General features: G+C 75.1%; 22 protein-coding genes. 12 read left to right on the forward strand and 10 right to left on the reverse strand.

The window, feature by feature from the left end; genetic code table 11:
* The first annotated feature begins 87 nt into the window (after nucleotides 1-87).
* The 4 genes from ABEB06_RS09775 to ABEB06_RS09790 all read left to right on the forward strand — a co-directional run bounded on the left by ABEB06_RS09775 (nucleotide 88) and on the right by ABEB06_RS09790 (nucleotide 3,914).
* Nucleotides 88-894 carry a hypothetical protein gene (locus tag ABEB06_RS09775; protein ID WP_345696421.1) on the forward strand — a complete coding sequence of 269 codons (807 nt, stop codon included), beginning with the start codon at nucleotides 88-90 and terminating at the stop codon, nucleotides 892-894.
* A 159-nt stretch (nucleotides 895-1,053) separates the two neighbouring features.
* Entirely contained in the window at nucleotides 1,054-1,833 is a 780-nt protein-coding gene (locus ABEB06_RS09780) for a hypothetical protein (protein WP_345696422.1), read from the forward strand.
* A 98-nt stretch (nucleotides 1,834-1,931) separates the two neighbouring features.
* Entirely contained in the window at nucleotides 1,932-2,735 is an 804-nt protein-coding gene (locus tag ABEB06_RS09785; protein WP_345696423.1) for a (2Fe-2S)-binding protein, read from the forward strand.
* A gap of 159 nt (nucleotides 2,736-2,894) precedes the next feature.
* Nucleotides 2,895-3,914 (forward strand): DUF2637 domain-containing protein, encoded by a 1,020-nt coding sequence (locus ABEB06_RS09790; RefSeq protein ID WP_345696424.1) that lies wholly within the window; start codon nucleotides 2,895-2,897, stop codon nucleotides 3,912-3,914.
* Nucleotides 3,915-3,923: 9 nt separating this feature from the next.
* On the opposite strand, the gene ABEB06_RS09795 is transcribed toward ABEB06_RS09790, so the two are convergent.
* The 4 genes from ABEB06_RS09795 to ABEB06_RS09810 form a co-directional block, all read right to left on the reverse strand.
* The gene (locus ABEB06_RS09795) at nucleotides 3,924-6,116 is read right to left on the reverse strand and encodes a SpoIIE family protein phosphatase (protein WP_345696425.1); all 2,193 of its coding nucleotides are present in this window, start codon (nucleotides 6,114-6,116) and stop codon (nucleotides 3,924-3,926) included.
* A 238-nt stretch (nucleotides 6,117-6,354) separates the two neighbouring features.
* Nucleotides 6,355-6,846, reverse strand: a complete 492-nt coding sequence (locus tag ABEB06_RS09800; protein ID WP_345696426.1) for an ATP-binding protein — start codon at nucleotides 6,844-6,846, stop codon at nucleotides 6,355-6,357.
* Nucleotides 6,847-7,061: 215 nt separating this feature from the next.
* A complete protein-coding gene (locus tag ABEB06_RS09805; protein ID WP_345696427.1) occupies nucleotides 7,062-8,093 on the reverse strand; it encodes a zinc-dependent alcohol dehydrogenase family protein in 1,032 nt (343 codons plus the stop codon).
* Nucleotides 8,090-8,470 (reverse strand): nuclear transport factor 2 family protein, encoded by a 381-nt coding sequence (locus tag ABEB06_RS09810; RefSeq protein WP_345696428.1) that lies wholly within the window; start codon nucleotides 8,468-8,470, stop codon nucleotides 8,090-8,092. Before ABEB06_RS09810 ends, ABEB06_RS09805 begins: the two co-directional genes overlap by 4 nt.
* Nucleotides 8,471-8,569: 99 nt before the next feature.
* On the opposite strand from ABEB06_RS09810, the gene ABEB06_RS09815 reads away from it, so the two are divergent.
* On the forward strand, nucleotides 8,570-9,148 hold the full coding sequence (locus ABEB06_RS09815) for a TetR/AcrR family transcriptional regulator (RefSeq protein WP_345696429.1): 579 nt from the start codon (nucleotides 8,570-8,572) through the stop codon (nucleotides 9,146-9,148).
* On the opposite strand, the gene ABEB06_RS09820 is transcribed toward ABEB06_RS09815, so the two are convergent.
* Together ABEB06_RS09820 and ABEB06_RS09825 are read right to left on the reverse strand one after the other, a co-directional pair.
* On the reverse strand, nucleotides 9,145-9,615 hold the full coding sequence (locus tag ABEB06_RS09820; RefSeq protein ID WP_345696430.1) for a MarR family winged helix-turn-helix transcriptional regulator: 471 nt from the start codon (nucleotides 9,613-9,615) through the stop codon (nucleotides 9,145-9,147). The two genes, ABEB06_RS09815 and ABEB06_RS09820, sit on opposite strands and share 4 nt — an antisense overlap.
* A 27-nt stretch (nucleotides 9,616-9,642) precedes the next feature.
* Entirely contained in the window at nucleotides 9,643-10,620 is a 978-nt protein-coding gene (locus tag ABEB06_RS09825) for a quinone oxidoreductase family protein (protein WP_345696431.1), read from the reverse strand.
* Between the two features lie 165 nt (nucleotides 10,621-10,785).
* On the opposite strand from ABEB06_RS09825, the gene ABEB06_RS09830 reads away from it, so the two are divergent.
* The 4 genes from ABEB06_RS09830 to ABEB06_RS09845 all read left to right on the forward strand — a co-directional run bounded on the left by ABEB06_RS09830 (nucleotide 10,786) and on the right by ABEB06_RS09845 (nucleotide 14,691).
* Complete coding sequence (locus tag ABEB06_RS09830) at nucleotides 10,786-11,496, forward strand: urease subunit gamma (protein WP_345696432.1); 711 nt, start codon at nucleotides 10,786-10,788, stop codon at nucleotides 11,494-11,496.
* Entirely contained in the window at nucleotides 11,493-13,214 is a 1,722-nt protein-coding gene (locus ABEB06_RS09835) for an urease subunit alpha (protein ID WP_425559600.1), read from the forward strand. The genes ABEB06_RS09830 and ABEB06_RS09835 overlap by 4 nt, the downstream gene beginning before the upstream one ends.
* Before the next feature lie 33 nt (nucleotides 13,215-13,247).
* Nucleotides 13,248-14,288, forward strand: a complete 1,041-nt coding sequence (locus ABEB06_RS09840) for an agmatine deiminase family protein (RefSeq protein WP_345696433.1) — start codon at nucleotides 13,248-13,250, stop codon at nucleotides 14,286-14,288.
* A 154-nt stretch (nucleotides 14,289-14,442) separates the two neighbouring features.
* Entirely contained in the window at nucleotides 14,443-14,691 is a 249-nt protein-coding gene (locus tag ABEB06_RS09845; RefSeq protein ID WP_345696434.1) for a hypothetical protein, read from the forward strand.
* On the opposite strand, the gene ABEB06_RS09850 is transcribed toward ABEB06_RS09845, so the two are convergent.
* From ABEB06_RS09850 to ABEB06_RS09860, 3 genes are all read right to left on the reverse strand, one after another.
* Complete coding sequence (locus ABEB06_RS09850) at nucleotides 14,661-15,806, reverse strand: ARPP-2 domain-containing protein (RefSeq protein ID WP_345696435.1); 1,146 nt, start codon at nucleotides 15,804-15,806, stop codon at nucleotides 14,661-14,663. The genes ABEB06_RS09845 and ABEB06_RS09850 overlap by 31 nt on opposite strands.
* Complete coding sequence (locus ABEB06_RS09855; protein ID WP_345696436.1) at nucleotides 15,803-17,269, reverse strand: hypothetical protein; 1,467 nt, start codon at nucleotides 17,267-17,269, stop codon at nucleotides 15,803-15,805. Before ABEB06_RS09855 ends, ABEB06_RS09850 begins: the two co-directional genes overlap by 4 nt.
* Nucleotides 17,270-17,584: 315 nt before the next feature.
* Nucleotides 17,585-18,595, reverse strand: a complete 1,011-nt coding sequence (locus ABEB06_RS09860) for a LuxR C-terminal-related transcriptional regulator (RefSeq protein WP_345696437.1) — start codon at nucleotides 18,593-18,595, stop codon at nucleotides 17,585-17,587.
* A 272-nt stretch (nucleotides 18,596-18,867) separates the two neighbouring features.
* On the opposite strand from ABEB06_RS09860, the gene ABEB06_RS09865 reads away from it, so the two are divergent.
* The 3 genes from ABEB06_RS09865 to ABEB06_RS09875 all read left to right on the forward strand — a co-directional run bounded on the left by ABEB06_RS09865 (nucleotide 18,868) and on the right by ABEB06_RS09875 (nucleotide 20,479).
* Nucleotides 18,868-19,188, forward strand: a complete 321-nt coding sequence (locus ABEB06_RS09865) for a hypothetical protein (protein WP_345696438.1) — start codon at nucleotides 18,868-18,870, stop codon at nucleotides 19,186-19,188.
* A gap of 288 nt (nucleotides 19,189-19,476) precedes the next feature.
* The gene (locus ABEB06_RS09870; protein ID WP_345696439.1) at nucleotides 19,477-19,731 is read left to right on the forward strand and encodes a hypothetical protein; all 255 of its coding nucleotides are present in this window, start codon (nucleotides 19,477-19,479) and stop codon (nucleotides 19,729-19,731) included.
* Between the two features lie 52 nt (nucleotides 19,732-19,783).
* Nucleotides 19,784-20,479 (forward strand): response regulator transcription factor, encoded by a 696-nt coding sequence (locus ABEB06_RS09875; RefSeq protein WP_345696440.1) that lies wholly within the window; start codon nucleotides 19,784-19,786, stop codon nucleotides 20,477-20,479.
* 60 nt (nucleotides 20,480-20,539) lie between these two features.
* Here the strand turns inward: ABEB06_RS09875 and ABEB06_RS09880 are convergent, their stop codons facing one another.
* Nucleotides 20,540-22,033: a SagB family peptide dehydrogenase gene (locus ABEB06_RS09880; RefSeq protein ID WP_345696441.1), complete on the reverse strand. Its 1,494-nt coding sequence runs from the start codon at nucleotides 22,031-22,033 to the stop codon at nucleotides 20,540-20,542.
* Nucleotides 22,034-22,085: the final 52 nt, after the last annotated feature.

The following is a 22,085-nucleotide window of genomic DNA, read 5'->3' on the forward strand; positions in this document are numbered from 1 at the left end:
ATACCTCATTCCGCGCCCAGCACGCCTCCGATCAGCGAGGATGGGAGCCGGACCTGCCCAGCAGACCCGGAACGGACGGTGTCATCCATGACCGACGAGTACCGCGCATCCCCCGCCCCGGGACCGATCCGCTGCCCCGCCTGCCGCATCGAGCACCTCTACGAGCCGCCGAGCCTGCCGTGCCCGTGCGGCGCGCAGCTGCGGGTGCCGCTGCTGCGCGGCGGCGTGCCGGTGCAGGTGCGGTTCCGCTCCTGGGAGGACTCCTGGCTGTCGATGCGCTGCCCGCACTGCGGCCGCAGCGACCAGTGGCCGCAGCCGGAGTTCACCTGCAACTGCGGCGCCACGGTGCGGCTCCCGGTCGACCGGGCCCCGCGGCCGGCGGGCACCGGGCCGGCCGGCACGCCGTACCCGGGCCGGGCGGGCGTGCGCCCGCACACCACCGCGATCGTGCCCTCGGCCTCCGCGGACCCGCTGCCCGGCGCCTCCGGCCCGGCCCGGGTGCTGCGGCCGCCGTTCCGCCCGCAGCCGGTGCGCGGCGCACAGGACGCGGTGCTGACCGCGGCGCGCTACCTGCAGTGGCTGGGCTTCGACGACCTGGAGGTGACGGAGGGTCAGGACGGCGGTTCCGTCACCCTGTTGGGTGGTCGGATGGTGGCCCGGGTGGACACCTGGGAGGAGCCGACGGACGTCCGGGAGGTCGAGTGCCTCTGGCTGGAGACGCTGCACAGCGAGCAGGTCGCGGCGGCGATGTTCGCCCTGGCCGGCTTCTCGCGGCAGGCCGTGGTGCGCGGAGAACAGCTGCTGGTGGCCCTGTTCACGCTGGACGAGGCGGGGATCCCGCAGCCCGCCAACGGCGCGGCGGAGGCCCTGATGGCGACCGGCTGGACGTCCTGACCGGTCCCGGACGGAGCTCCCGGTTCCGGAATCTGTCGCGTTCGTGATCTGGTGCACAAGCTCGCCCCCGTGTTGAATTGCCGCCACACAGCACTCCGTTTACTGGATGGCGCACACAAGGAGGTGGCGTTGTCGGTGCACGGTACGGCCCCGGGGGGCATGGCGGACGTCGTGTGGCGGCTGAGATCGCGCGGGTGTTGGCAGGAGGCCGCGGATCTGCTGCGGCCGCAGGCCGGCCGGGATCCCTCCGCAGCGCTGCTGCGGGCCGAACTCCTCATCGAGCAGTGCCTGTTCACCGCCGAGCACTGGGAGCGGGCGGAGGACGCGCTGCGGCAGGCCGAGGCCGGGGTGGCCGGTGCCGAGCACCGGGCGGCCGCCTCCTGCGCCCGCGGGTTCCTGGCGTACACGGCGAGCGTGATGGGCCGCCGGGACCGCCTCGACGAGGCGCAGGCCGCGCTCGGGCGGACCTCCGCGCTGCTGCCGCCGGACGCGCCGGGCCGGCCGCTGCTGGACTTCCGGCGCGGCCTGGTCGCCGAGAACCTGCTGCACGACCCGGACGCGGCGCAGTCCGCGTACCGGCGGGCGCACGACGCGGCGGAGCAGCGCGGGGACCGGCTGCTGCGCTCCTCGACCTGGCGCCACCTGGCCGCGCTCGCCCAGCGCGCGGGCGACCTGGAACGGGCCCGGGAGGGTTTCCGGGCCTCGCTGCGGCTGCGCGAGGACCTGGGCTTCACGGTGGGCGTCGCCCCGGCGCTCGCCTCGCTCGCCGAGGTGTGCGAGCCACCCGAGGCGACCCGGCTGCGCGCCGAGGCGGCCCGGCTGGTGCAGGCGCTCGGGGGCGTGCCGGTGTGGCTGGTGGGCCGCCTGGGCATCGTGCCCGCGCCCGCCGGTCCCCCGGACGGCCGCATCGTGCAGGACGTGCGGGACGGCATCAGCTAAGGTGAGCCTAACCTGTCCGGGGAGCCCCCGGGCGGGTCCTCACCGCATGCCGTCCGGGCTCCGCCGAGCTCCGGTCGGCCTTTTCCAGGGGGCCCCGCATGACCGCGAGCAGCGTCGAGCCGCGCCCCGCCGCCCCCGGCCGGGCCGCACCCCTGGCCGGTAGCTGGGCCCGGCTGTCCGCGGCCCTTCCGGGCCTGCGGATCCACGGTGCGCCGCCGCGGTCCGGCGGGGGCTGGACGGCCGCCGCCGACCTGGCCGGCGGCGGCGCCGCGCTGGACGCGATGATCGCCTTCGACGCCGAGCTCGGCCTGGAGCTGTACGGCCGGGCCGCCCGCCCCGACGTCACCGCCGGGTTCTGCCTGCACCGGTACACCTGGCCGCTGGCGCTGGCCTTCACCGTGCCGTGGTTCCTGGAGCGCCGGGTGCCCCGGCTGCCCGTCGAGCGGGTGTCGGTCAACCGCTCGACCGGTGAACTCACCGCCCAGCCGGTGGAGTTCGCCTGCCTGCCGGACGATCCGGCGGCCGCGGCGCCGGGCGCCCGGGTGGTGCCTGACGAGGCGGCGCTGCGGGCCGAGCTGCTGGCCGCGGTCGCCGAGCACCTCACGCCGGTGCTGGCCGCCTTCCGCCCCCGGGTCCGGCGCGGGCCGCACACCCTGTGGGCCATGACCACGGACGACGTCGTCGAGGGCCTCTGGTACGTGGGCGGCCTGCTCGGCGAGGAGGACCGGGCGACGGCCGAGCTCGACGCCCTGCTGCCGGCCGGCCCCGGCCACCGGCCGTTCGTCGGCGCGGCGGGTTTCCGGCGGGCGGACGGCCGGTGGCTGCGGGACCGGGTGAGCTGCTGCCTCTACTACACCGTCCGCCCCGAGGAAGCCTGTCTGAGCTGCCCCCGCGAGAAATAGCACCGACATTTCATCGATCCTCGACCACGAGTTCGGGAATTCCCCCCGAATGACGTATTGGTCCCGAACCGGTCATCGCCGCGGGAATTCTCCGAGATGATGGTGGGCGCTGTCAGGGAGGCGGCCGCCACCGGGTGGAAAGCGAGGCTGGTTCAGGTTATGAGACTGTCGGACATACCGCTGGGCTGGGCCGGACTGGGGCTGGCCGTCCTGATGACCGCCGCCGTCGTGGTCGCCGTCGCCCGCACCCGGGCCCAGGTCGCCGCCGCCGGCGGGCCGGATTCCTGGGAACGCTCCGAGGAACGCCGCCGGCGCAAGGAATCCCTCTACGGCGCCGCGTCGTACATTCTGCTGTTCTGCTGCGCCGCGGTCGCGGCCGCGCTCTCCTTCCACGGCCTGGTCGGTTTCGGCGTGCAGAACCTGAATCTCTCCGGCGGCTGGGAGTACCTGGTCCCGTTCGGCCTCGACGGCGCCGCGATGTTCTGCTCGGTGCTCGCGGTCCGCGAGGCCAGCCACGGCGACGCGGCGCTCGGCTCCCGCCTGCTGGTGTGGCTGTTCGCCGGCGCCTCCGCCTGGTTCAACTGGGTGCACGCCCCGCGCGGCCTGGGCCACGCCGGCGCCCCGCAGTTCTTCGCCGGGATGTCGCTCTCCGCGGCCGTGCTGTTCGACCGGGCGCTCAAGCAGACCCGCCGGGCCGCGCTGCGCGAGCAGGGGCTGGTGCCGCGCCCGCTGCCGCAGATCCGGATCGTCCGCTGGCTGCGCGCCCCGCTGGAGACGTACGCGGCCTGGTCGCTGATGCTGCTGGAGGGCGTGCGCACGCTGGACGAGGCGGTGGAGGAGGTCCGCGACGACAAGCGGACCGCCGCCGAGAACCGCGAGCGGCGGCGGATGGCCAGCCGCCGGGAGCGGGCCGAGATCCGGGCGATCGGCCGCCAGCCCGGCGGGTGGCGGCACCGCTCGGCGGCCCGCCAGCTGGAGGCCCCGCAGCCGGTGGCGACCGGTTCGGAGCCCGCCATAGCCGATCCGACCGGGCCCGTCGGCGGCGGGCCGGCCGTCGCCCCGACCGGGCTGCCGGCCCGCCGCAGCGTCGACCTGACTCCGGAGGAGGACACCATCACGCTGCCCCGGCTGGACTCCCTGGAGCAGAAGCTGAAGGACCTGGAGCAGCAGTTCGGCTGAGAGCCGGACTCAGCTGAGTTCGAACCACATGCGCTTGCCGGTGCCGCGGGGCTCGACGCCCCACCCGTCGGCGAGCGCCTCGACCAGCATCAGGCCGCGACCGGAGGAGGCCTGCTCGCCCGGCGTGCGCCGGGTGGGCCACAGGTCCGACTCGTCCTCGACCTCGACCCGCAGGCGCGGGCGCCCGCCGTCCTGGTACAGCCGGGCGGTGAACATCGCGTCCCGGTCGGTGTGCCGGATGGCGTTGGTGACCAGCTCGGAGGCGAGCAGCTCGGCGGTGTCGATCATCTCGGGGACGCCCCAGCGGCGCAGCGCGTCGCGCAGCTCGCCGCGCAGCTCGGAGATCCGGGCCAGGTCGGCCTGGCCGATCCGGCGGCGCAGCTGCTGGGCGGCCAGGCCGCCGGCGGGCCCGTCCCAGCGGAGCAGCAGCAGCGCTATGTCGTCCTCGCGCTCGCTGGAGTCGGCGGCCCTGGCGGTGATCCGGTCGGCCAGCTCCTCCAGCGGTTCGCGGGGGGACTCGCCGACGGCGGGCAGGTACCCGGCGACCGCGTCGCAGAGCCGCTCGTACCCGGTGTCCAGGTCCATGTCGCGGGCCTCGACCAGGCCGTCGGTGCAGAGCACCACGGTCTCGCCCGGGTCCAGCGAGAAGCGGGTGACCCGGTACTCCTCGTCGGGGGCGACGCCGAGCGGCAGGCCGCCGGCCACCGGGACGGAGTGCGCGGTGCCGTCGCCGCGGCGCACCACCGGGTCGAGGTGGCCGGCCCGGACCGCGTACACCACGCCGTAGTCGACGTTGACCTCGGCGTAGGTGCAGGTGGCGAAGTGGTCGGTGTCGAGGTCGGCGAGGAAGCGGGAGGCGCGGGCCATCACGGCGGCCGGCGGGTGGCCCTCGGCGGCGTACGCGCGCAGCGCGATCCGCAGCTGGCCCATGATGCCGGCGGCGTGCACGTCGTGGCCCTGGACGTCGCCGATCACCAGGCCGACGTGGCCGCCGGGCAGCGGGACGACGTCGTACCAGTCGCCGCCGATCTGCAGGCCGGAGCCGGCCGCCAGGTAGCGGACGGCGGTGGTGACCCCGGGCACGGCCGGGACGGTGCGCGGCAGCATCACCCGCTGCAGGCCGGCCGCCAGCTCGTGCTCGGCGTCGTGCAGCCGGGCGCGGGCCAGCGACTGGGCGACCAGGCCGCCCAGGGTCGACAGCAGGGTGCGCTCGTCGGCGTCCAGCTCGCGGTCGTCGTCGAAGGAGATCACGCAGACGCCGATCGGCCGGCCGCTGGCGACCAGCGGCAGGAAGGCCCAGGCGGAGCGGCCGCTGTCGTTGGCGAACGGCGCCGCCTCCGGGTAGCGGGCCCGGTACTCGTCGAGGCTGGAGACGAACACCGGCGCGCGGCCGCGGATCGCCTCGGCGGCCGGGTGGTTGGGGTGCAGCGGGGCCCGGTCGAACCTCTCGCGCAGCCCGTCGTCGTAGCCGCTGGCGCCGAGCAGGGCGATCCGGCCGGCCTCCAGGGAGGCGAGGGCCAGCCCGTCCGGCGGCAGGCCGGGCAGCGGGAGCTCGGTGAAGACCCGGGCCACGTCGCGGACGGTGACCGCCTCGGAGAGCGCGCGGGCGGCCTCCTTGATGAAGCGGGAGCGGTCCTCGCGCAGCGCGGCCAGCTCGCCGGCCCGCTCGCGCTTGTGCAGCTCGACGGTGGCGTCCCAGACGAAGCCGACCATCCGGGAGGCGCGGCCGAAGGCGTCGGCGAGCACCCGGCCGCGGAAGCGGACCGCGTGCAGCTCCCCGTTGGGGAAGACCGTGCGGTAGTAGGCGCCGCACTGGCCGAGCTCGGCGACGGCGCGCTCGACCCGGCGGCGCACCACGGGGGCGTCCTCGGGGTGCAGCATCGACAGGAAGGAGCCGGAGGTGCGGTCGAAGGCGGAGCCGTCCAGGCCGAGGATGGCGCAGGCGCGCTGGTCGCCCTCCAGGACGTCGCGGCGGATGTCCCAGTCGAAGGAGCCGATGCCGTTGGCGGCCATCGCCGGCTCGAGCCAGTCGGGGGTGGACTCTCCGCTGCGGGTGGGCAGGCCCCGGGTGACCGCGGGCACGATCCGGCCGGCGGCCAGGCCCGGGGCGGTGCGCAGCGGGTTCGCTGCGGCGATGCTCCTGGAGACCTGGGCCGGCGGGGTGCGGCGGGCGGGCCCAGGCGCTTCGGGCTCTGTCGCCATGCTTCTCCTGCCGCTGCCGTGCCGGGCGGTCCGGGTGGAGGACCGCGCTCGATCGGGTGTGCCTACCGGCACACATTCTCACTAGCCTCTCGTATGTTCGGCAAGGCGGCAATCCCGGTGCGCCGAGTGGCGAAGATCGCACACGATATTGGCCGAGGCGCTCTTGCGCGTCGCGCGCCGTCCCCGCGCCGCAGCTCACGCCGCGTCCTGCGCCGCACCGCCGCTGCCGGACCGCCGCTCACGCCGCGGCGAGCTCGAACCAGGTGACCTTTCCGTCGCCGCGCAGCTGCACGCCCCAGTCGTCGGCGAGCGCCTCGACCAGCAGCAGGCCGCGCCCCGAGGTGGCGGACTCGCCGGGCTGCCGGCGGCCCGGCAACCGGGTGGTGCCGTCCTGCACCTCGATCCGCAGCTTCTGCTCCGGGGTGAGCACCGCGTCGAACACCGCGCCGTGGCCGGTGTGCACCAGTGCGTTGGTGACCAGCTCGGAGGCGAGCAGCTCGGCGGTGTCGGCGAGCTGCGGGACGCCCCAGCGGTCCAGTGCCGCGCGCAGCCGGCGCCGGATGGCACCGACCGCGACCAGGTCCGCGGCGTCCACCGAGGCGTGCAGCCGGTGGTGCAGCGCGCACCCCGGCTCGTGCACCGGGGGCGGGCCGGCCACCGGCCGCACCGGCCCGATCGCGTCCGACTGCGAGGCCGACCGCTGCCGCGGGAACCTTGCCTGACCATCCATCACGTACGCCCCCGCCCTTCTGTGGACGGCCGCCCTCCAGTCCCCCACTGCCGACGGCCGCTTGCTGACCATCCTCATGCCCACTCCGAGCGCTTTGCAACAGTGCATCCCCGGCCACCTGGGGTGAAGCGGGGCTCGGAGGGGTGCGAATGATCCGTTCGACAGGTTTGGCGGGGCGGACGCGGCGGCGGATCCGGACGTGACGTCAGGGGCCGTCAGTCCGGGACGAGTTCGATCACCACCTTTCCGAAGGCGGCGCCGGAGGCGTGGTGCCGGAAGGCGTCCGCCGCCCGCTCGAAGGGGAAGACCCGGTCGATCACCGGCCGGATCCGGTGTTCCTCGACGACCTGGCAGAGCTCGCGGAACTGGGCCCGGCTGCCGACCGCGACCGGCCGCAGCACCGCGCCGGAGGCGAAGAGCCCCCGGGCGTCGATCGGCGGGGCGGTCTCCGAGAGGAAGCCGACCATCGCGACGTGCCCGCCGAGGGTGACGGCCCGGACCGATTCGTCGAGCCGGCCGACCACGTCGACCACCCGGTCCGCGCCCGTGCCGCCGGTGGCCGCGCGGACGGCGGCGGACCAGTCCGGTTCGGCCCGGCGGTCGACCACCAGGTCCGCGCCGAGCGCGGTCAGCCGCGCGGCCTTGGCCGGCCCCCCGGTGGTGGCGACCACCCGGGCGCCGAGCGCCCGCGCGAGCTGCAGCGCGAACAGCGACACGCCGCCCGAGCCCTGGGTGACCACGGTCTGCCCGGGGCGCAGCCCGCCGTCGCCGGTCAGCGCGTTCCACGCGGTGACCGCGACGCAGGGCAGGGTGGCCGCCTCCGCGCAGGAGAGGTGGGCGGGGACGGGGACCAGCCCGTGCTCGTCGAGCAGGGCGTACTCGGTGAGCAACCCGTCGAGCGTGCCGCCGAGCTGGGGCAGGTGCTGCGGGCCGAACGGGCCGTCCTGCCAGCTGGGGAAGAGCGTCGCCATCACCCGGTCGCCGAGCCGGACGGTTCCGACGCCTGGCCCCAGCGCGACGACCTCGCCCGCGCCCTCCGCGACCGGCACGACGTCCGGGCGGACCGGCAGCACGTACCTGCCGCCGAGGACCAGCAGGTCGCGGTAGCTGGGCGAGACCGCGCGGACGGCGACCAGCACCTGTCCCGGCCCGGGCACCGGGACGGGGTGCTCGCGCAGGGTGAGGCCGTCGATGCCGGCGCCGCTGTCCACGTGGTAGCTGCGCATCCGCGCGGGGACGGCGTTCACGCGGCGTCCGTGGCGAGCGGGAGTCCGCCGGTCTTGGTGAAGCCGAGGGCCTCGACGATCCGGCCCTCGGCGATCCGCATCAGGTTGACGCCGCTGACGTGCTCCCGGTCGCCGAAGTGGTAGCGCCAGCGGATGGTGGCCCGCTCCCCCATCAGCACGACCTCGCCGGGTTCGAAGCGGGTGGTGCGGTCGGCGGCGAGCGTCCGCCAGAAGGCCAGGCACTCGGCGCGGCCGGTGGTCCGGCTGCCGTCGGGGGCGGGGCCGACGGACTCCATCACGCAGTCCTCGGCGACCAGGTCGTCGAGCAGGTCGGGGTCGTGCCGGACGAAGGCCAGGTTGAAGCGGCCGATCACGTCCGCGGTGGTGCGAGGCAGCATCGGAACTCCTCGATAGATAGAACAGTCGGTCTACCAGTGCGTCGACACGACCATATAGACCGGTTGATCTACCGGTCAACCCCTGGCACCCTGGCACCCATGAGCACCCGCACCGAACCCGGCCCCCGCCAGCGCCTCCTCGACGCCGCCCAGGAGTTGACCTACCGGCACGGCACGGGCATCGGCGTGGACGCGCTGCTCAAGGGCGCCGACGTCGCCCGCCGCTCGCTGTACGAGCACTTCGGCGGCAAGGACGGCCTGATCACCGAAGTGCTTCGGCTCAGCGCCGCCGAGGACGAGGCCCGCTACCGGCAGACCATGGACGCCGCCGGCGACGACCCGCGCGCCAGACTGCTGGCCGTCTTCGACCGGATCGGCGAGGTCATCGCCCAGGGCGACTTCCGCGGCTGCCGCTACCTCGCCGCCGACCTCTCCCTCGCCGACCCCGACCACCCCGGGCACGCCGTCACCCGCGCCTACCGCGAGCACGTCTCCGCCCTGCTCGCCGCCGAGCTCGCCCGGCTCGGCCACCCCCGGCCCGGCCCGGGCGGCGACCAGCTGCTGCTGCTCATCGACGGCGCCCTCGCCGCCGGCGCCACCCGCCCCGCCACCGACCCGGCCGCCGCCGCCCGCGCCCTGGCCGAGCAGGTCATCGCCCAGGCGCCGGCGGCGCCCTAAGGCGCGTCCGGGCCGCTCAGCGCGGCGGCGGCGCGGTGCAGGAAGGCGCGGAACCGCTCGCGCTCGGTGTCGTCGAAGGCCGACCAGAGCGCGGACTCCACGGCGACCGCGCGGGCGTCCGCCTCGGCCAGACGGGCGCGGCCCGGCTCGCTCAGGCGGGTGACCAGGACCTTGCCGTGCAGCTCGGACGGCTCCCGGACGATCAGGCCCTTCGCCTCCAGGTTGGCCAGCACGCCCGCCATGGTCTGCGGGGTGACCGCCGCGCCCCGGGCCAGCTGGGCGCCGGACATGCCGGGCTTCTCCGAGAGCTGGAGCAGCACCGCGTACTGCGGCACCGTCAGCTCCAGCTCCCGGAGCGCCTCCGCCTTGGCCGCCATCATCGCCTGCTCGGCCAGCTTCAGCGCCAGCCCGAGCCGCAGCCCGCTGCCGGCAGCACCGGCCAGCAGGGCGGCAGGATCCGTACTCATGGACAGGACAGTAGCGGCACCCCGGGCTCAGCCGACCTTCAGGACGTAGGCGCCGACCCCGGCCCGGCGCTCCAGCGCGGCGTGCGCGGCGGCGACCTCGTCCCAGCCGATCTCCCGGACCCCGACCGCGAGGGTGCCGTCGGCGACCAGCCGCAGGCCCTCCTCCAGCTGGGCGCGGAACAGGTCCGGGCGCCGCCCGTACACGCCGCCCATGTTGTAGCCGGCCAGGGTGAAGCTGTCGTACCAGACCTGGTTGGCCTCCAGGGCGAGGTCGCGGTCGGCCGCGTTGCCGATCACCACGTGCCGGCCGAGCACGGCGAGCAGGCCGCGGACCTGTTCGCGCGGCTCGCCGCCCACCGAGTCGACCACCACGTCGAAGCCCCGGCCGTCCGTCAGCCCGGGCGTGCGGTCGGCGAGTTCGGCGTAGGTCAGGCCGTGGTGGTACCCGTCGGCGGCGGCCCGGGCGGCCCGTTCGGCGGTGCTCGCGGCGCCGGCCACCAGCTCGGCGCCGTACGCGCGGGCGAGCCGGCCGAGCAGCAGGCCGAGCGCGCCGGACGCGCCGAGCACCAGCACCCGGTCGCCGGGGGCGATCCGGGCGGCGCCGCGCAGGGTGCCGACGGCGGTGGCCGCGTTGACGGCGGTGGCGGCGGCCAGCTCCGGGGCGAGGCCGGCCAGCCCGCCCTCCAGCGGGACGACGCAGGCCTCGGCGGCGACCACCCGCTCGGCGTGGCCGCCGAAGCCCATCGGGACGGCGGCCACCGCCTGGCCCCTGCGCAGGCCGGTGACGCCCTCGCCGAGGGCGGCGACGGTGCCGGCCACCTGCAGCCCGGGGACGGCGGGCAGCGGCAGCGGGAACTGGCCGCGCCGGAACATCACGTCGGCGAAGTGCACGCCGGCGTGGGTGACGTCGATCGCGACCTCGCCCGGCCCGGGTTCGGGCGCGGGGATCTCGGCGGTCTCCAGGACTTCCGGTCCGCCGGTACGGGTGTAGCGGATGGCACGCACGGGTCTCCCCCTCCGGGATGAATGCAAGGTGCCTTATGTATATCAGGTCCCTGATATACGCCGCGCGGGTGCGGGCCGCCCCGCCGAGAGCAACGCTGGACACGGCGGCCCTCCCCGGGTTCAATGGGCCCCGGATGTTTGAACGCCGTTCTAAAGCGAGGAACCGTGCGACTCACCCCGACCGAACGGGACCGGCTGCTGATCTTCACAGCGGCCGAGCTGGCCCGCGCGCGCCGCGCCCGCGGCGTGAAGCTCAACGTGCCCGAGGCGACCGCCCTGATCGCGGACGCCGTCTGCGAGGCGGCCCGTGACGGCCGCCGCCTCGCCGAGGCGATCGAGGCCGGCCGGACCGTGCTCGGCGCCGACGACGTGCTGCCCGGCGTGGCCGACGTGGTCACGGTGGTCCAGGTCGAGGCGGTGTTCGACGACGGCACCCGGCTCGCCGTGGTCAACGACCCGTTCCGCGGCGCCGGCTCGCTCGGCGAGAACGCCCCCGGCGTCGCCCTGCCCGGCACCGGCACCGGCTACGACCCGGTGGAGGAGTCGGTGCTCCTGCCGGTCCACAACACCTCGACCGTGCCGATCTCGGTGACCTCGCACTTCCACTTCTTCGAGGCCAACCCGCGCCTGGCCTTCGACCGGGCGGCCGCGTACGGCACCCGCCTCGCGGTGCCGGCCGGCTCCTCGGTGCGCTTCGACCCCGGGCAGACGGTCGAGGTCGGCCTGGTCCCGATCGGCGGCGAGCGGGTCGCGATCGGCTTCGCCGGCCTGGTCGACGGCCCGCTGGACGCGCCCGGCGCCAAGGAGGCGGCGCTCGCCAAGGCCCGCGCCACCGGCTACCTGACCGACTTCGACGACCCGGAGGTGGAGTCGTGACCAGCATCTCCCCGCACGACTACATCTCCGTCCACGGCCCGCGGGCCGGCGACCGGGTCCGGCTCGGCGACAGCGGCCTGATCATCCGGATCGAGTCCGACTCGCAGGCCCCCGGCGACGAGTTCCTGGCCGGCTTCGGCAAGACCGCCCGCGACGGCCTCCACCTCAAGGCCGCCGCCGTCCGCGACACCTGCGACGTGGTGATCTCCAACGTCGTGGTGATCGACGCGGTCCAGGGCATCCGCAAGACCTCCATCGGCCTGATCGACGGCCGGATCGCCTCGATCGGCCGGGCCGGCAACCCGGACACCATGGACGGCGTCGACGTGGTCGTCGGCACCGGCACCACGATCGTCTCCGGCGAGGGCATGATCGCCACCGCCGGCGCCGTCGACACCCACGTCCACCTGCTCTCGCCGCGGATCATGGAGGCCTCGCTGGCCTCCGGCGTCACCACGATCATCGGCCAGGAGTTCGGCCCGGTCTGGGGCGTCGGCGTCAACTCGCCCTGGGCGCTGCGACACGCGTTCAACGCCTTCGACGCCTGGCCGGTCAACATCGGCTTCCTCGGCCGCGGCTCGTCCTCGGACCCGGCGCCGCTGGTGGAGGCGCTCGCCGAGGGCGGCGCGTCCGGCTTCAAGGTCCACGAGGACATGGGCGCGCACACCCGCGCCCTGGACACCGCGCTGCGGGTCGCCGAGGAGTACGACGTCCAGGTCGCCCTGCACACCGACGGCCTCAACGAGTGCCTGTCGGTGGAGGACACCCTCGCGGTGCTGGAGGGGCGGACCATCCACGCCTTCCACATCGAGGGCTGCGGCGGCGGCCACGTGCCGAACGTGCTGAAGATGGCCGGCGTGGAGAACGTCATCGGCTCCTCCACCAACCCGACGCTGCCCTTCGGCCGGGACGCGCTCGGCGAGCACTTCGACATGATCGTCTCCGCCCACGACCTCAAGACCGACCTGCCCGGCGACGCGGCGATGGCCCGCGACCGGATCCGGGCCGGCACCATGGGCGCCGAGGACGTGCTGCACGACCTCGGGGTCATCGGCATCACCTCCTCCGACGCCCAGGGCATGGGCCGGGCCGGCGAGACCGTCCGCCGCACCTTCGCCATGGCCGGCAAGATGAAGGCCGAACTCGGCCCGCTCGACGGCACCGGCTCGTACGGGACGGCGGAGAGCGGCGACGACAACGAGCGCGTGCTGCGCTACATCGCCAAGCTCACCATCAACCCCGCCATCGCCCACGGCCTGGCCCACGAGATCGGCTCCATCGAGGTCGGCAAGCTCGCCGACATCGTGCTGTGGCGGCCCGACCACTTCGGTGCCAAGCCGCAGCTGGTGCTCAAGGCCGGCTTCCCGGCGTACGGCGTCACCGGCGACCCCAACGCCTCCACCGACCGGTGCGAACCGCTGGTCCTCGGACCGCAGTTCGGCGCGCACGGGGCCACCGCCGCCGACATCTCGGTCGCCTTCGTCTCCCAGGCCGCCGCCGAGGCCTCCTACCTGGACGTCGCCGCCGACCGACTCCCCACCCGCAGGCGCCGGGTGGGCGTGCGAGGCACCCGCGGCATCGGGCCGCGCTCGATGGTGCGCAACGCCCGGGTCGGCCACGTCGAGGTCTCCGAGACCGGCCTGGTCTCGCTCGACGGCTCGCCGCTGAAGTCCGAACCGGCCGACAGCGTCTCGCTCAGCCGCCTCTACTTCCTCTGAACTCCCGCCCCCCGCATAGGACCTGTGACCCTCATGACCACCACCCCCGCCGCCGCCGGCTTCCGGATGCCCGCCGAATGGCACCCCCACGAGCGCACCTGGATGGCGTTCCCCACCGAGAACCCCACCTTCGACAGCCCGGAGCACCTGGACGCCGGCCGCAAGGCCTGGGCCGCGGTGGCCGACACCATCGTCCGCTACGAGCCGGTCACCCTGGTCGTCAACACCGGTGAGACCGAGGTCGCCCGCGGCTACGTCTCCCCCGAGGTGGAGATCGTCGAACGGCCGCTGGACGACGCCTGGATGCGCGACATCGGCCCGAGCTTCCTGATCGACGGCAAGGGCGGGCTGGCCGCCACCGACTGGATCTTCAACGGCTGGGGCGCCCAGTCCTGGGCCCGCTGGGACAAGGACCAGCACATCGCCGAGCACATCACCGGGCTGACCGGCGTGCAGCGCTTCGCCTCGAAGCTGATCAACGAGGGCGGCGGCATCCACGTCGACGGCGAGGGCACCGTCCTGGTCACCGACACCGTGCAGCTCGGCGAGGGCCGCAACTCCGACTGGACCCGCGAGCAGGTCGAGGCCGAGCTCAACGCCTTCCTCGGCACCACGAAGGTGATCTGGGTCCCGCGCGGACTCACCCGCGACTACGACGAGTTCGGCACCCGCGGCCACATCGACATCGTCGCCTCCTTCGTCCGCCCCGGCGCGGTCCTCGCCCACGTCCAGCCCGACCCCGCGCACCCCGACCACGAGGTGTGCCGGGAGATCGTCGACCTGCTCCGCGCCTCCACCGACGCCGCCGGCCGACAGCTGGAGGTCATCGAACTCGCCGCCCCCACCGTCCTCTTCGACGAGGACGGCGAGCCGGTCGACTACTCCTACATCAACCACTACGTCGCCAACGGCGCGGTGATCCTCTGCGCCTTCGACGACCCGCGCGACGAGGAGGCCAAGGCCGTCCTGGAGAAGGCCTACCCGGGCCGCACCGTCGAACTGGTCGACGCCACCGGGATCTTCGCCAACGGCGGCGGGATTCACTGCATCACCCAGCAGCAGCCCCGCCCCTGACGCACCGACAGAACGCCGGGGCCGCCCCTTCCGGGGGCGGCCCCGGCCTGTGCCCCGGCACCGCCGCCCTGCAGACGGCCCTCGGCACGGCCTTCGACCGCGGGAACTCCGGCGCCCGGGGAACGTGGGAACAGAGCGAGCGAGGGGGTGCGGAGTGCGTGCGGTGTTCGGTGCGGTGGGGGTGCTCGGCGGGGTGGTCGGGGTGGCCGTCGCGGCGGTGGTGTGGTTGGTGCTGCTGCACGTCGGGCTGAGTGACGGGTGGGTGGGCCAGGCGGTGCTGTACCTGCTGATGGCGGCCGGCGCCGAGGGCGGGTGGGAGCTCAGCAGGTGGCCGTTCCGCAAGCGGCTCGCGGCGATGGTGTCGCCGGCGGATCAGATCCGGCGGGACCTGGCGCTGCGGTAGCGGTCCAGGATGTCCTGGCGCAGGAGGTGGCCGAAGCCGGCGTTCTCCAGGCGCAGACCGAGGTCGGCCTCGGTGAGGCCGAGGGCTTCGGCGGCGGTGGGGAGGTGCCAGTCGTGGGCGGCGAGCCGGTCGAGCAGGTGGCCGCGGCGCACCTGGGCCTCGGAGAGGCGGAAGGTCTTCAGGTAGAGGACCCGGCCGTCGGCGTCGGTGATGGTCTCGCCGATGTGGTTCTCCTGCTTCGGGCGGAAGTCCGGCAGGAAGCGGCCAAGGGTGAAGCGGCCCATCCGGCGGACGGTCCGCAGCCGGTACTCGGGTTCGAGCAGGTCGCGGGCCATCGTGGTGTCGTGGAAGTCCGCCCAGTCGGCCTCGGCCCGGGCGGCGGCGGCGCGCAGGTCGGCGAGCGTGTGCACGCCCGAGGCCGGCAGGTCCGCACGGAAGTCGGCGACCGGCGCGGACAGCAGGGCGTAGTGGTGGACGAGTTCGCCGTAGAGGTCGAGCAGCACGCTCTGGTGCAGGGCCCGGTAGTCGTCGGGGTGCGGGACGGCGAAGGCGGCGGCGAGCGCGTCGGCGGTGTACAGCAGGACGCCGCACTGTCCGGGGTGGATCTCGAACACCCGGAGGGCGTCGGCGAGTCCGCGGATCGAGGCGCCCGCGTACGCCTCCTCCTCGCGCGGGGAGAGGCCGCGGCGCAGGGCCTGGGCGGACCAGTGCTCCCAGGCGACGGTGGGGCCGCCGAAGTGGAGGGAGAGGTAGCCCTCCAGGGAGAGGTGGAGCGGGAGGAAGCGCGCCCGGTCGGAGCCGGTGCGCTTGGCGAGCCGGTGCCGGGGCAGCCGCATCCGCTCGGGGACCTCGGCGCCGAGCTGGGTGCCGTACGCGGCGGCGGGGCCGCCGTCGCCGGTCCAGTGGGCGACGAAGCCGTGCGGGATGTACGAGGTGTAGGTGGTGGTGCGGCTGCTCTCGACCCAGCCGTCCCCGTCCTCGTACAGCTGCTGGTGCAGGCGCAGGTCGGTCACGGGTTCGGCGCGCAGCAGCGGGACCAGGCGGACGCCGCCCCAGACCTGGGCGGGGCCGGTGGTCAGGCCGGTGAGGTCGAGTCGGTGGCTGACGGTCTTCACGGGGTGACCTCGGAGGGAGGGGCGGCCTCGGACGAAGGGGCGGTGAGGAAGCGGTCGGTGCGGGCGGCGAGGTGGGCGGTGAGCTCGGCGAGGTCGCTGCGGCCGTCCGCGAAGCGGGCGAACTCGACCAGGGCGGGCAGGTCCTCGGCGTCGCGCAGGCCGGCGGTGGGCACGGTCGGCGCGAGGCGGCGGACGTCGAAGCCGTCGGCGTCGTACACCGGGTTGAGGTGGACGACGGAGGTGCGGCGGTCGGGGTCGAGGCGGGTGCGCCAGATGCGCAGGACTTCGGCGGCGAGGCCGGGCGGGGCGTTGTCCCAGCCGTCGGAGACGATCACCAGCCTGTCGGGGGCGGTGTCGAGGGCGTCGATGATGCGGTGCCCGAGCGGGGTGGCGCCGTGGGGACGGGCGAGCAGGGCGTCGGTGCGGCCGGAGGTCCACAGCGGGGTGTACCGCTCGGCGAGGGCTTCGAGCAGGAAGTGGCAGGCCAGGGCGACGGCCAGCGGCCGGCGGCGCTTGGTGCCGGAGCCGGACGCCGAGTAGCTGTCGTCGAGGACGGCGGCGACCTTGCCCCAGCGGCCGGCCTCCGGGCCGGCGGTGCGGCGGGCGGCGGTGCGCAGGGCTTCGGTGAGCTCGCCGCGGCGCTCGATGCGCTGCGCGGGCGGCAGGGAGAGGGCGTAGAGGGCGAGCCGGGTGAGCGGCATCCGGCCGAGGTCGGTCCGGTCGGTGCGGACGGCTTCGGCGCGGTGCTCGCGGGCGTTCTCCTGCAGGCGGAGGCGCTCCAGGCGGGTGAGCCGGGGGGCGATCCGCTCCAGGAAGTCGGCGCGCGGGACGCGGTGGCTGCGGGCGAAGCCCTCGGCGACGGTGTACGGCAGCTCGTAGATGGCGGCCTTCGTGTAGTGGGCGCGCTGCCAGCTGTCGAGCAGCGGGGTCCCGTAGCGGCCGCGCGGGCCCGCGCCGAACAGGAACTCGCCCAACTCCGGTGCGGCCGGTGCCAGGTGGGCGTGGCGCAGGACGCCCTTGAGGCCGCCGCGGTACTTGACGGCGTCCAGCACCGGGTCGGGCCGGGCGGCCAGCCAGTCGCGCAGGATGGCGCGGGTGCGGCGGTTGTTCACCCCGGCCCGGCGCAGCTCGCCGAACAGGCGGTAGACCCGCTGCGGGGGCAGCAGCTGCAGTCGGCGGGCGATCAGCCGGCCCTCGGTGCGGCGCTGTTCGGGAGTGGCGTCGGCGGCGGTCTCCAGCAGTCGGCGGACGATCAGCGCGGCGTTGTGGTGGTTGATGTCGAGCGCGAGGGCGGCGGCGTACGGCTCGCGGTAGTTGCCGAGCACGTAATCGTGCAGGAAGCCCAGCGAGAGCTGCTGCTCGGCCGCGGAGGAGTGGAACTCGCGCTGGCCGGTGGCGGTGATCGCGGCGTTGACGAAGAGCAGGACGTCCTCGGCGGCGATCAGGTCGGCGTAGCCCTCCATGCGGCTTCCTCCGGTCGGCGGTCTGGGTGCCGGCCGGGGTGTGGGGGCGCGAACTGCGAATCATCGCTTTACAGGCACGTTCCGGAAGTCGCACCGGAGACCCGCGGCCGGCCGGTCGACCGTAACAGACCGCCCCTGGGGGCTGTCGCCGGGATTTCGGCGTCGGGGTGCCGGCCGGGGTGTGGGGGCGCGAGCTGCGAATCATCGCGATAGAGGCACGTTCCGGAAGTCGCACCGGAGTCCCGCGGCCGGCCCGACGACGGTAACAGACCGCCGCCGCGGGCTGCCGCCCGGACTCCGCGCCCGGCCCGGGGGTCAGGTGGCGGCGCCCTCCGGGGCCTCCAGCCAGCCGAGGGCGGCGACCTGGATGCCGGCCTGGAAGCGGCTGCGGGCGTCCATCCGGACCATCAGGTCGGCCATCATCCGCCGGACGGTGCGCAGCGAGACGCCCAGGCGCTGGCCGGCGCGCTCGTCGGTGAGGCCTTCGGCGAGCAGGCGCAGCAGTTCGCGCTCCTGGCCGGTGAGGCCGTGCGGGTCGCGCTGGGCGGTCTCGCCGAGCGGGCGGGCCTGCTCCCAGACCTGGTCGAACAGGGCGCGCAGGGCGGCGATGACGCCGGGGCTGTGCAGGACGACGGCGCCCTTGCGCGGGTCCTCGGGGTCGATCGGGACGATCGCGGTGGCGTTGTCGACCAGGATCATCCGCAGCGGCAGGGTGGGTGCGGTGCGGATCGCGCCGCCGAGGCCGTGCAGCCAGCGGGCGTACTGGACGGTGGGCGGGTCGTTGCGGACGCTGTCCTGGTAGACAGTGCGCATCCGGACGCCGCGTTCCAGGGTCTCCTGGTCGAGGGTGCGGCTGGCCTCCATCACCTGGGCGGGCTGCGGGCCGCCGGGGGCGAAGGAGAGCACCTCGGCGGTGGCGTCGGAGGCGAGCTGGATCAGCCGGTCGCGGACCTGGTCGAGGCTGCTGATCACCTCGATGCCGCGCTGCTCGGTGGGGGCGTGGACGCTGGCGTACTCGGCGATCAGGCCGGCCATGGCGGCCCGGCTGCGCTCCATCTCCAGCTGGCGCCGGGCGGCTTCGGCCTCCTGGTGGGCGAGCAGGGTGGCCAGGCCCCGCTCGGGGTTGACCGCGCGCCAGTGGTCGCCGCTGCCGGTGGGCCGGGTGAGGGCGAGGTCGGCGAGCCGGTCGAGGGCCTCGCGGATCTCCTGCTCGCTGGCCTCCAGCCGTGCGGCGAGGCCGTGGGCGTCCAGCTCGGGGTGGAGCAGCATGGTGCGGTAGACCGCTTCGCCGAAGGGGTCGAGTCCGACCGGGCCGGGGCTCGTCAACGGCCGTCCTTCGCTCGCGGCCGTCGGCCGGTCGGCGGCAGGGATCTCGCCATCTCGCCCTCCTGAGGACCGGTTCCGGGTCTCGGACTGATCTTCTGACAGAGCGTCAGACTAGCGCTACTGAGGGGAACGTAGAACACCCTTGCGGGCAATTCTGGCCGATTCATGGCCGAACTGTGAAGGCCGACGGCGCACTGTCATCTTGATGCCAGGCGTCGATGTGACACCGACCGTACCGTCCCGCGCTCCTGTCGATCAGTCAGGCTGGAGGAATGTACGCGATCCGAGTGGGGCTGTCCGCGCCCGCGGGGACGGCCGAGCCGGCCGAGCCCGCGGTCCGTTCGGCGCTGTCGGCGCTGCTGCGGATGGCCGGGGCGCGGCTGGAGCACGCCCGGTTCCGCTCCTCGCCCGGGGAGCTCTCGGGGGTGTGCTTCCTCGCGGCCGGTTCGCTGCTGGAGGCGGAGCACCTGCTGGGGCACGCCTGCCGGGTGCTGACGGTGCCGTTCGGCCCGCTGGCCGACTGGCGGCTGGAGCGGTGCGAGGCGGACCCGTGGATCGCCCTGGGCCTGCACGAGGCGCCCGCCGGGAACTGAAGCCCCCCGCTCGCGCGGCGCCCGCCGGAGCCCGGGTCGAGCTCCGGTCGAGGCCGGGTCGAGGTGGCCTCAGGGTGTCACGGCACTCTGGTGCCAGCTCCGGATGCTGACAGCCACCCCCTGGAGCGGCCACTCTCGTTGTTGTCGGCAGAACGGCGGAACCGAAAGCCGCGGGAGCAGCCCCCGACGGGGGACGCGGACCAGGTTCCTGAAACGCCCGTCTGCCCGCACCATCTGGCTCCGGAGCAGCCCGGAGCACAGCCGAACGCGAGAGGATCGGGCAACCTCATGACGCTGAACATCCGTTTTGTCGCGATTGCCGCACTGGGTTCGCTGCTCGTGGCGGGCGTCGCCACCGCCGCCGAGCTGAACGGGGCCGACCGGCCCGCGGTCGTCGTCACGGCGGACGGCACCACCGCCGGCGGACCGGTCGAGGCCGGGGCCCTGCCCAACGGCCCGCTGCCCGGCACCGGCACCCCGGCCAACGTCGAGGCCTCCCCCTCGCCCTCCGTCAGCCACCAGGACACCTGGGGCTGGGGCTGACCGGACCTCTCCGGCCAGCGCACCCGACCCGCCGAGATCCCGAGGTAGCCGGATGACCACAGCACTGGAGCGCCCGCTCGACCGGGCCGCCCCGTTCCACCCCGTCCGCAGCGTGCCGGCGGCGGCCGACCGCGGCACCACCGGGGTGCTGCTCGCCGACGGACAGCACCTGTTCCGCTCCGGGCTGGGCGCCCTGCTCGACCGGGAGGACGACCTCTCCGTGGTCGCCGAGGCGGTCTGCGGCGAGGACGCCGCCGCCGAGGCCGCCCGGACCCGGCCCGCCGTGGCGGTGCTCGACCTGGACGTCCCCGGGCCGGGCGGGCCGGCCACCGCCGCGATGATCCGCGCGGCGGCCCCGACCACCGCGGTGCTCCTGCTGGCGCCCGCCGTGCGCCGCACCGACGAGCTGCAGCGGGCCCTGGCCGACGGCGTCGCCGGGGTCCTGCTGAAGGACGTGCCGGCCGGGGCGCTGATCTCCGCCGTCCGGGAACTGGCCCGCGGCGGCCGGGTGTACGACCCCCGGCTGGTGCTGGACGTGGTCCGCACCGACCGGCAGACGCCGCTCAGCCGCCGCGAGTTGGCGGTGCTCTCCGAAATAGCGGACGGCGCGACCATCCGCGAGGCGGCGGCCGCGCTGTCGCTCTCCCCGGGGACGGTGCGCAACTACGTCTCCGCGGCGATCGCCAAGACCCGGGCGCGCAACCGCTGCGACGCGATCAGGATCGCCCGCGAGTGCGGGTGGCTGTGAGGCCGGGCCGTCCCCCCGGTACCCCGTCCGCCTGCGGCGCGCGACGGGGCACCGGCGCGTTCACCCCTCCCTGGCCTCGGTGACGATGTCGGCGAAGCCGGTGGCGGTCCGCGGCACGTCGGCCGGACGGCTGCCGATCAGGAACTCGCCGACCGAGGACTCCGCCGTCCAGTCCAGGCCGAGCGCCCGGGCCGCCGCGTCGGTGTCGCCCGAGCCGAGGCCGCACGGTGCCAGGCCCATCGCGGTCGCCACCAGGTACAGCGTCTGGTAGAGCACGCCGACGTGCTTGAGCGTCAGCGCGTACGCGATCTGGCTGTACTTCCAGGACAGCCGGCCGAACCGGGTGGTGACGGTGAGCAGCACCTGCGGGTCGACGGTGCACGCGGTGGCCCGCCAGGCGGCGGTCATCAGCTCGTGGTACGCCTGCTTCTCGCCCGGGTGGTGGAAGACCCGGTGGCGCAGCCGGTGCGCGGCGGCGTCGTACCGGTAGACGCCCGGCTCCAGGCCGACGCAGTTCACCACCGAGAGGTAGATCTCCAGTTCGCCGGTGGCGCCGCCGGCCGGGTACGGGCGGTCCACGCCGTCGTAGCCGTGCGGGTCGGCCGGGTCGCCGGGGATGATCCGGCGCACCCGGGCCACCCGGTACAGCAGTTCGCCGAGCTGCTCCAGGGTGACCGGGGTGTCGGCGTACTGGCGCACCGAGCGGCGGCCCTCCAGCACCTCGCTGAGCGCGGGGTCGCGGGCGACCACCGTGTCCCACTCGGGGACCGGCAGATCGATGCCGGGCCCCTCTTCGCGCGCTCCGGCCCCGGAGACCGCGGGCAGCTGGTCGATGTCCTGGTGGGCGAAGACGCCACCGGTCGGGTAGTCGTGCCGGCCGGGGCGGCTGCGGGCGTGGAACAGCAGGTCGTGGAAGTCCCACAGCGGCGCCTCGGAGCCGCTGCCGGCGTCCAGGAAGCCGCCGCCGGCCAGCAGTCCGGCCAGTGCCTCGCCCTCCTCGGCGGACAGCCCCGCCATCGCCGCCGCCTCGGCCACCGGCCGGGCGGTGGTCAGTGCGGCGACGAACGCGCCGGCGGCGGGCTGGTGCAGGGTGAGCCGGAACGGCGCCATCGGCGACTCCAGCACGCACGCCTCGCCGTGGCCGTCGGGCAGCCGGCGCAGGTAGGCGAAGCGGGAGAGCACCGCGGCCCCGCCGACCCGGGCGAAGCCGGGCAGCGCGGCCGACCGGGCGATCGGCACGGCGGTGGCCAGCGGTGCGCCGAGCAGGTCGGCGACGGTGGTGGTGACCAGGTACGGGAAGCGCTCCAGCAGCTTGAGCAGGCGCACCTGGCGGGTGGCGAGTTCGTCCAGGTCGGCGTCCTCGCGGGTGAGCGCGTCGAGCGCGGTGACGGTGGCGGCGCCGAGCGCGTGGACCCGCTGGCGTCCCCAGGGGTGGGCGAGCTCCACGTCCTCGCCCTGGGCGGTGACGTCGACCTCGGGGCGCAGCCGGAGGAGCCGGCGGAGCGGTCCGCCCCCGGTGGTCCGGGTCGGGGGCAGCTGTTCGATGACGGTCATGGGTACCTCTCCCCAGATGGGCGGGCGCCGGGCCCGTCGGCCCGGCGGCTCC

The sequence above is a fragment of the Kitasatospora terrestris genome (assembly GCF_039542905.1).
Classification (GTDB): Bacteria; Actinomycetota; Actinomycetes; order Streptomycetales; family Streptomycetaceae; genus Kitasatospora; species Kitasatospora terrestris.

What these genes read in the sequence shown, in the direction of transcription:
- ABEB06_RS09775 (WP_345696421.1), top strand. Translation starts at nt 88, where the DNA reads ATGACCGACGAGTACCGCGCATCCCCCGCCCCGGGACCGATCCGCTGC.
- ABEB06_RS09810 (WP_345696428.1), bottom strand. Translation starts at nt 8,470, where the DNA reads ATGCTGCCTCGCACCACCGCGGACGTGATCGGCCGCTTCAACCTGGCC.
- ABEB06_RS09880 (WP_345696441.1), bottom strand. Translation starts at nt 22,033, where the DNA reads ATGACCGTCATCGAACAGCTGCCCCCGACCCGGACCACCGGGGGCGGA.
- ABEB06_RS09820 (WP_345696430.1), bottom strand. Translation starts at nt 9,615, where the DNA reads ATGAGTACGGATCCTGCCGCCCTGCTGGCCGGTGCTGCCGGCAGCGGG.
- ABEB06_RS09875 (WP_345696440.1), top strand. Translation starts at nt 19,784, where the DNA reads ATGACCACAGCACTGGAGCGCCCGCTCGACCGGGCCGCCCCGTTCCAC.
- ABEB06_RS09840 (WP_345696433.1), top strand. Translation starts at nt 13,248, where the DNA reads ATGACCACCACCCCCGCCGCCGCCGGCTTCCGGATGCCCGCCGAATGG.
- ABEB06_RS09785 (WP_345696423.1), top strand. Translation starts at nt 1,932, where the DNA reads ATGACCGCGAGCAGCGTCGAGCCGCGCCCCGCCGCCCCCGGCCGGGCC.
- ABEB06_RS09780 (WP_345696422.1), top strand. Translation starts at nt 1,054, where the DNA reads ATGGCGGACGTCGTGTGGCGGCTGAGATCGCGCGGGTGTTGGCAGGAG.
- ABEB06_RS09795 (WP_345696425.1), bottom strand. Translation starts at nt 6,116, where the DNA reads ATGGCGACAGAGCCCGAAGCGCCTGGGCCCGCCCGCCGCACCCCGCCG.
- ABEB06_RS09800 (WP_345696426.1), bottom strand. Translation starts at nt 6,846, where the DNA reads ATGGATGGTCAGGCAAGGTTCCCGCGGCAGCGGTCGGCCTCGCAGTCG.
- ABEB06_RS09870 (WP_345696439.1), top strand. Translation starts at nt 19,477, where the DNA reads ATGACGCTGAACATCCGTTTTGTCGCGATTGCCGCACTGGGTTCGCTG.
- ABEB06_RS09855 (WP_345696436.1), bottom strand. Translation starts at nt 17,269, where the DNA reads ATGGAGGGCTACGCCGACCTGATCGCCGCCGAGGACGTCCTGCTCTTC.
- ABEB06_RS09790 (WP_345696424.1), top strand. Translation starts at nt 2,895, where the DNA reads ATGAGACTGTCGGACATACCGCTGGGCTGGGCCGGACTGGGGCTGGCC.
- ABEB06_RS09865 (WP_345696438.1), top strand. Translation starts at nt 18,868, where the DNA reads ATGTACGCGATCCGAGTGGGGCTGTCCGCGCCCGCGGGGACGGCCGAG.
- ABEB06_RS09815 (WP_345696429.1), top strand. Translation starts at nt 8,570, where the DNA reads ATGAGCACCCGCACCGAACCCGGCCCCCGCCAGCGCCTCCTCGACGCC.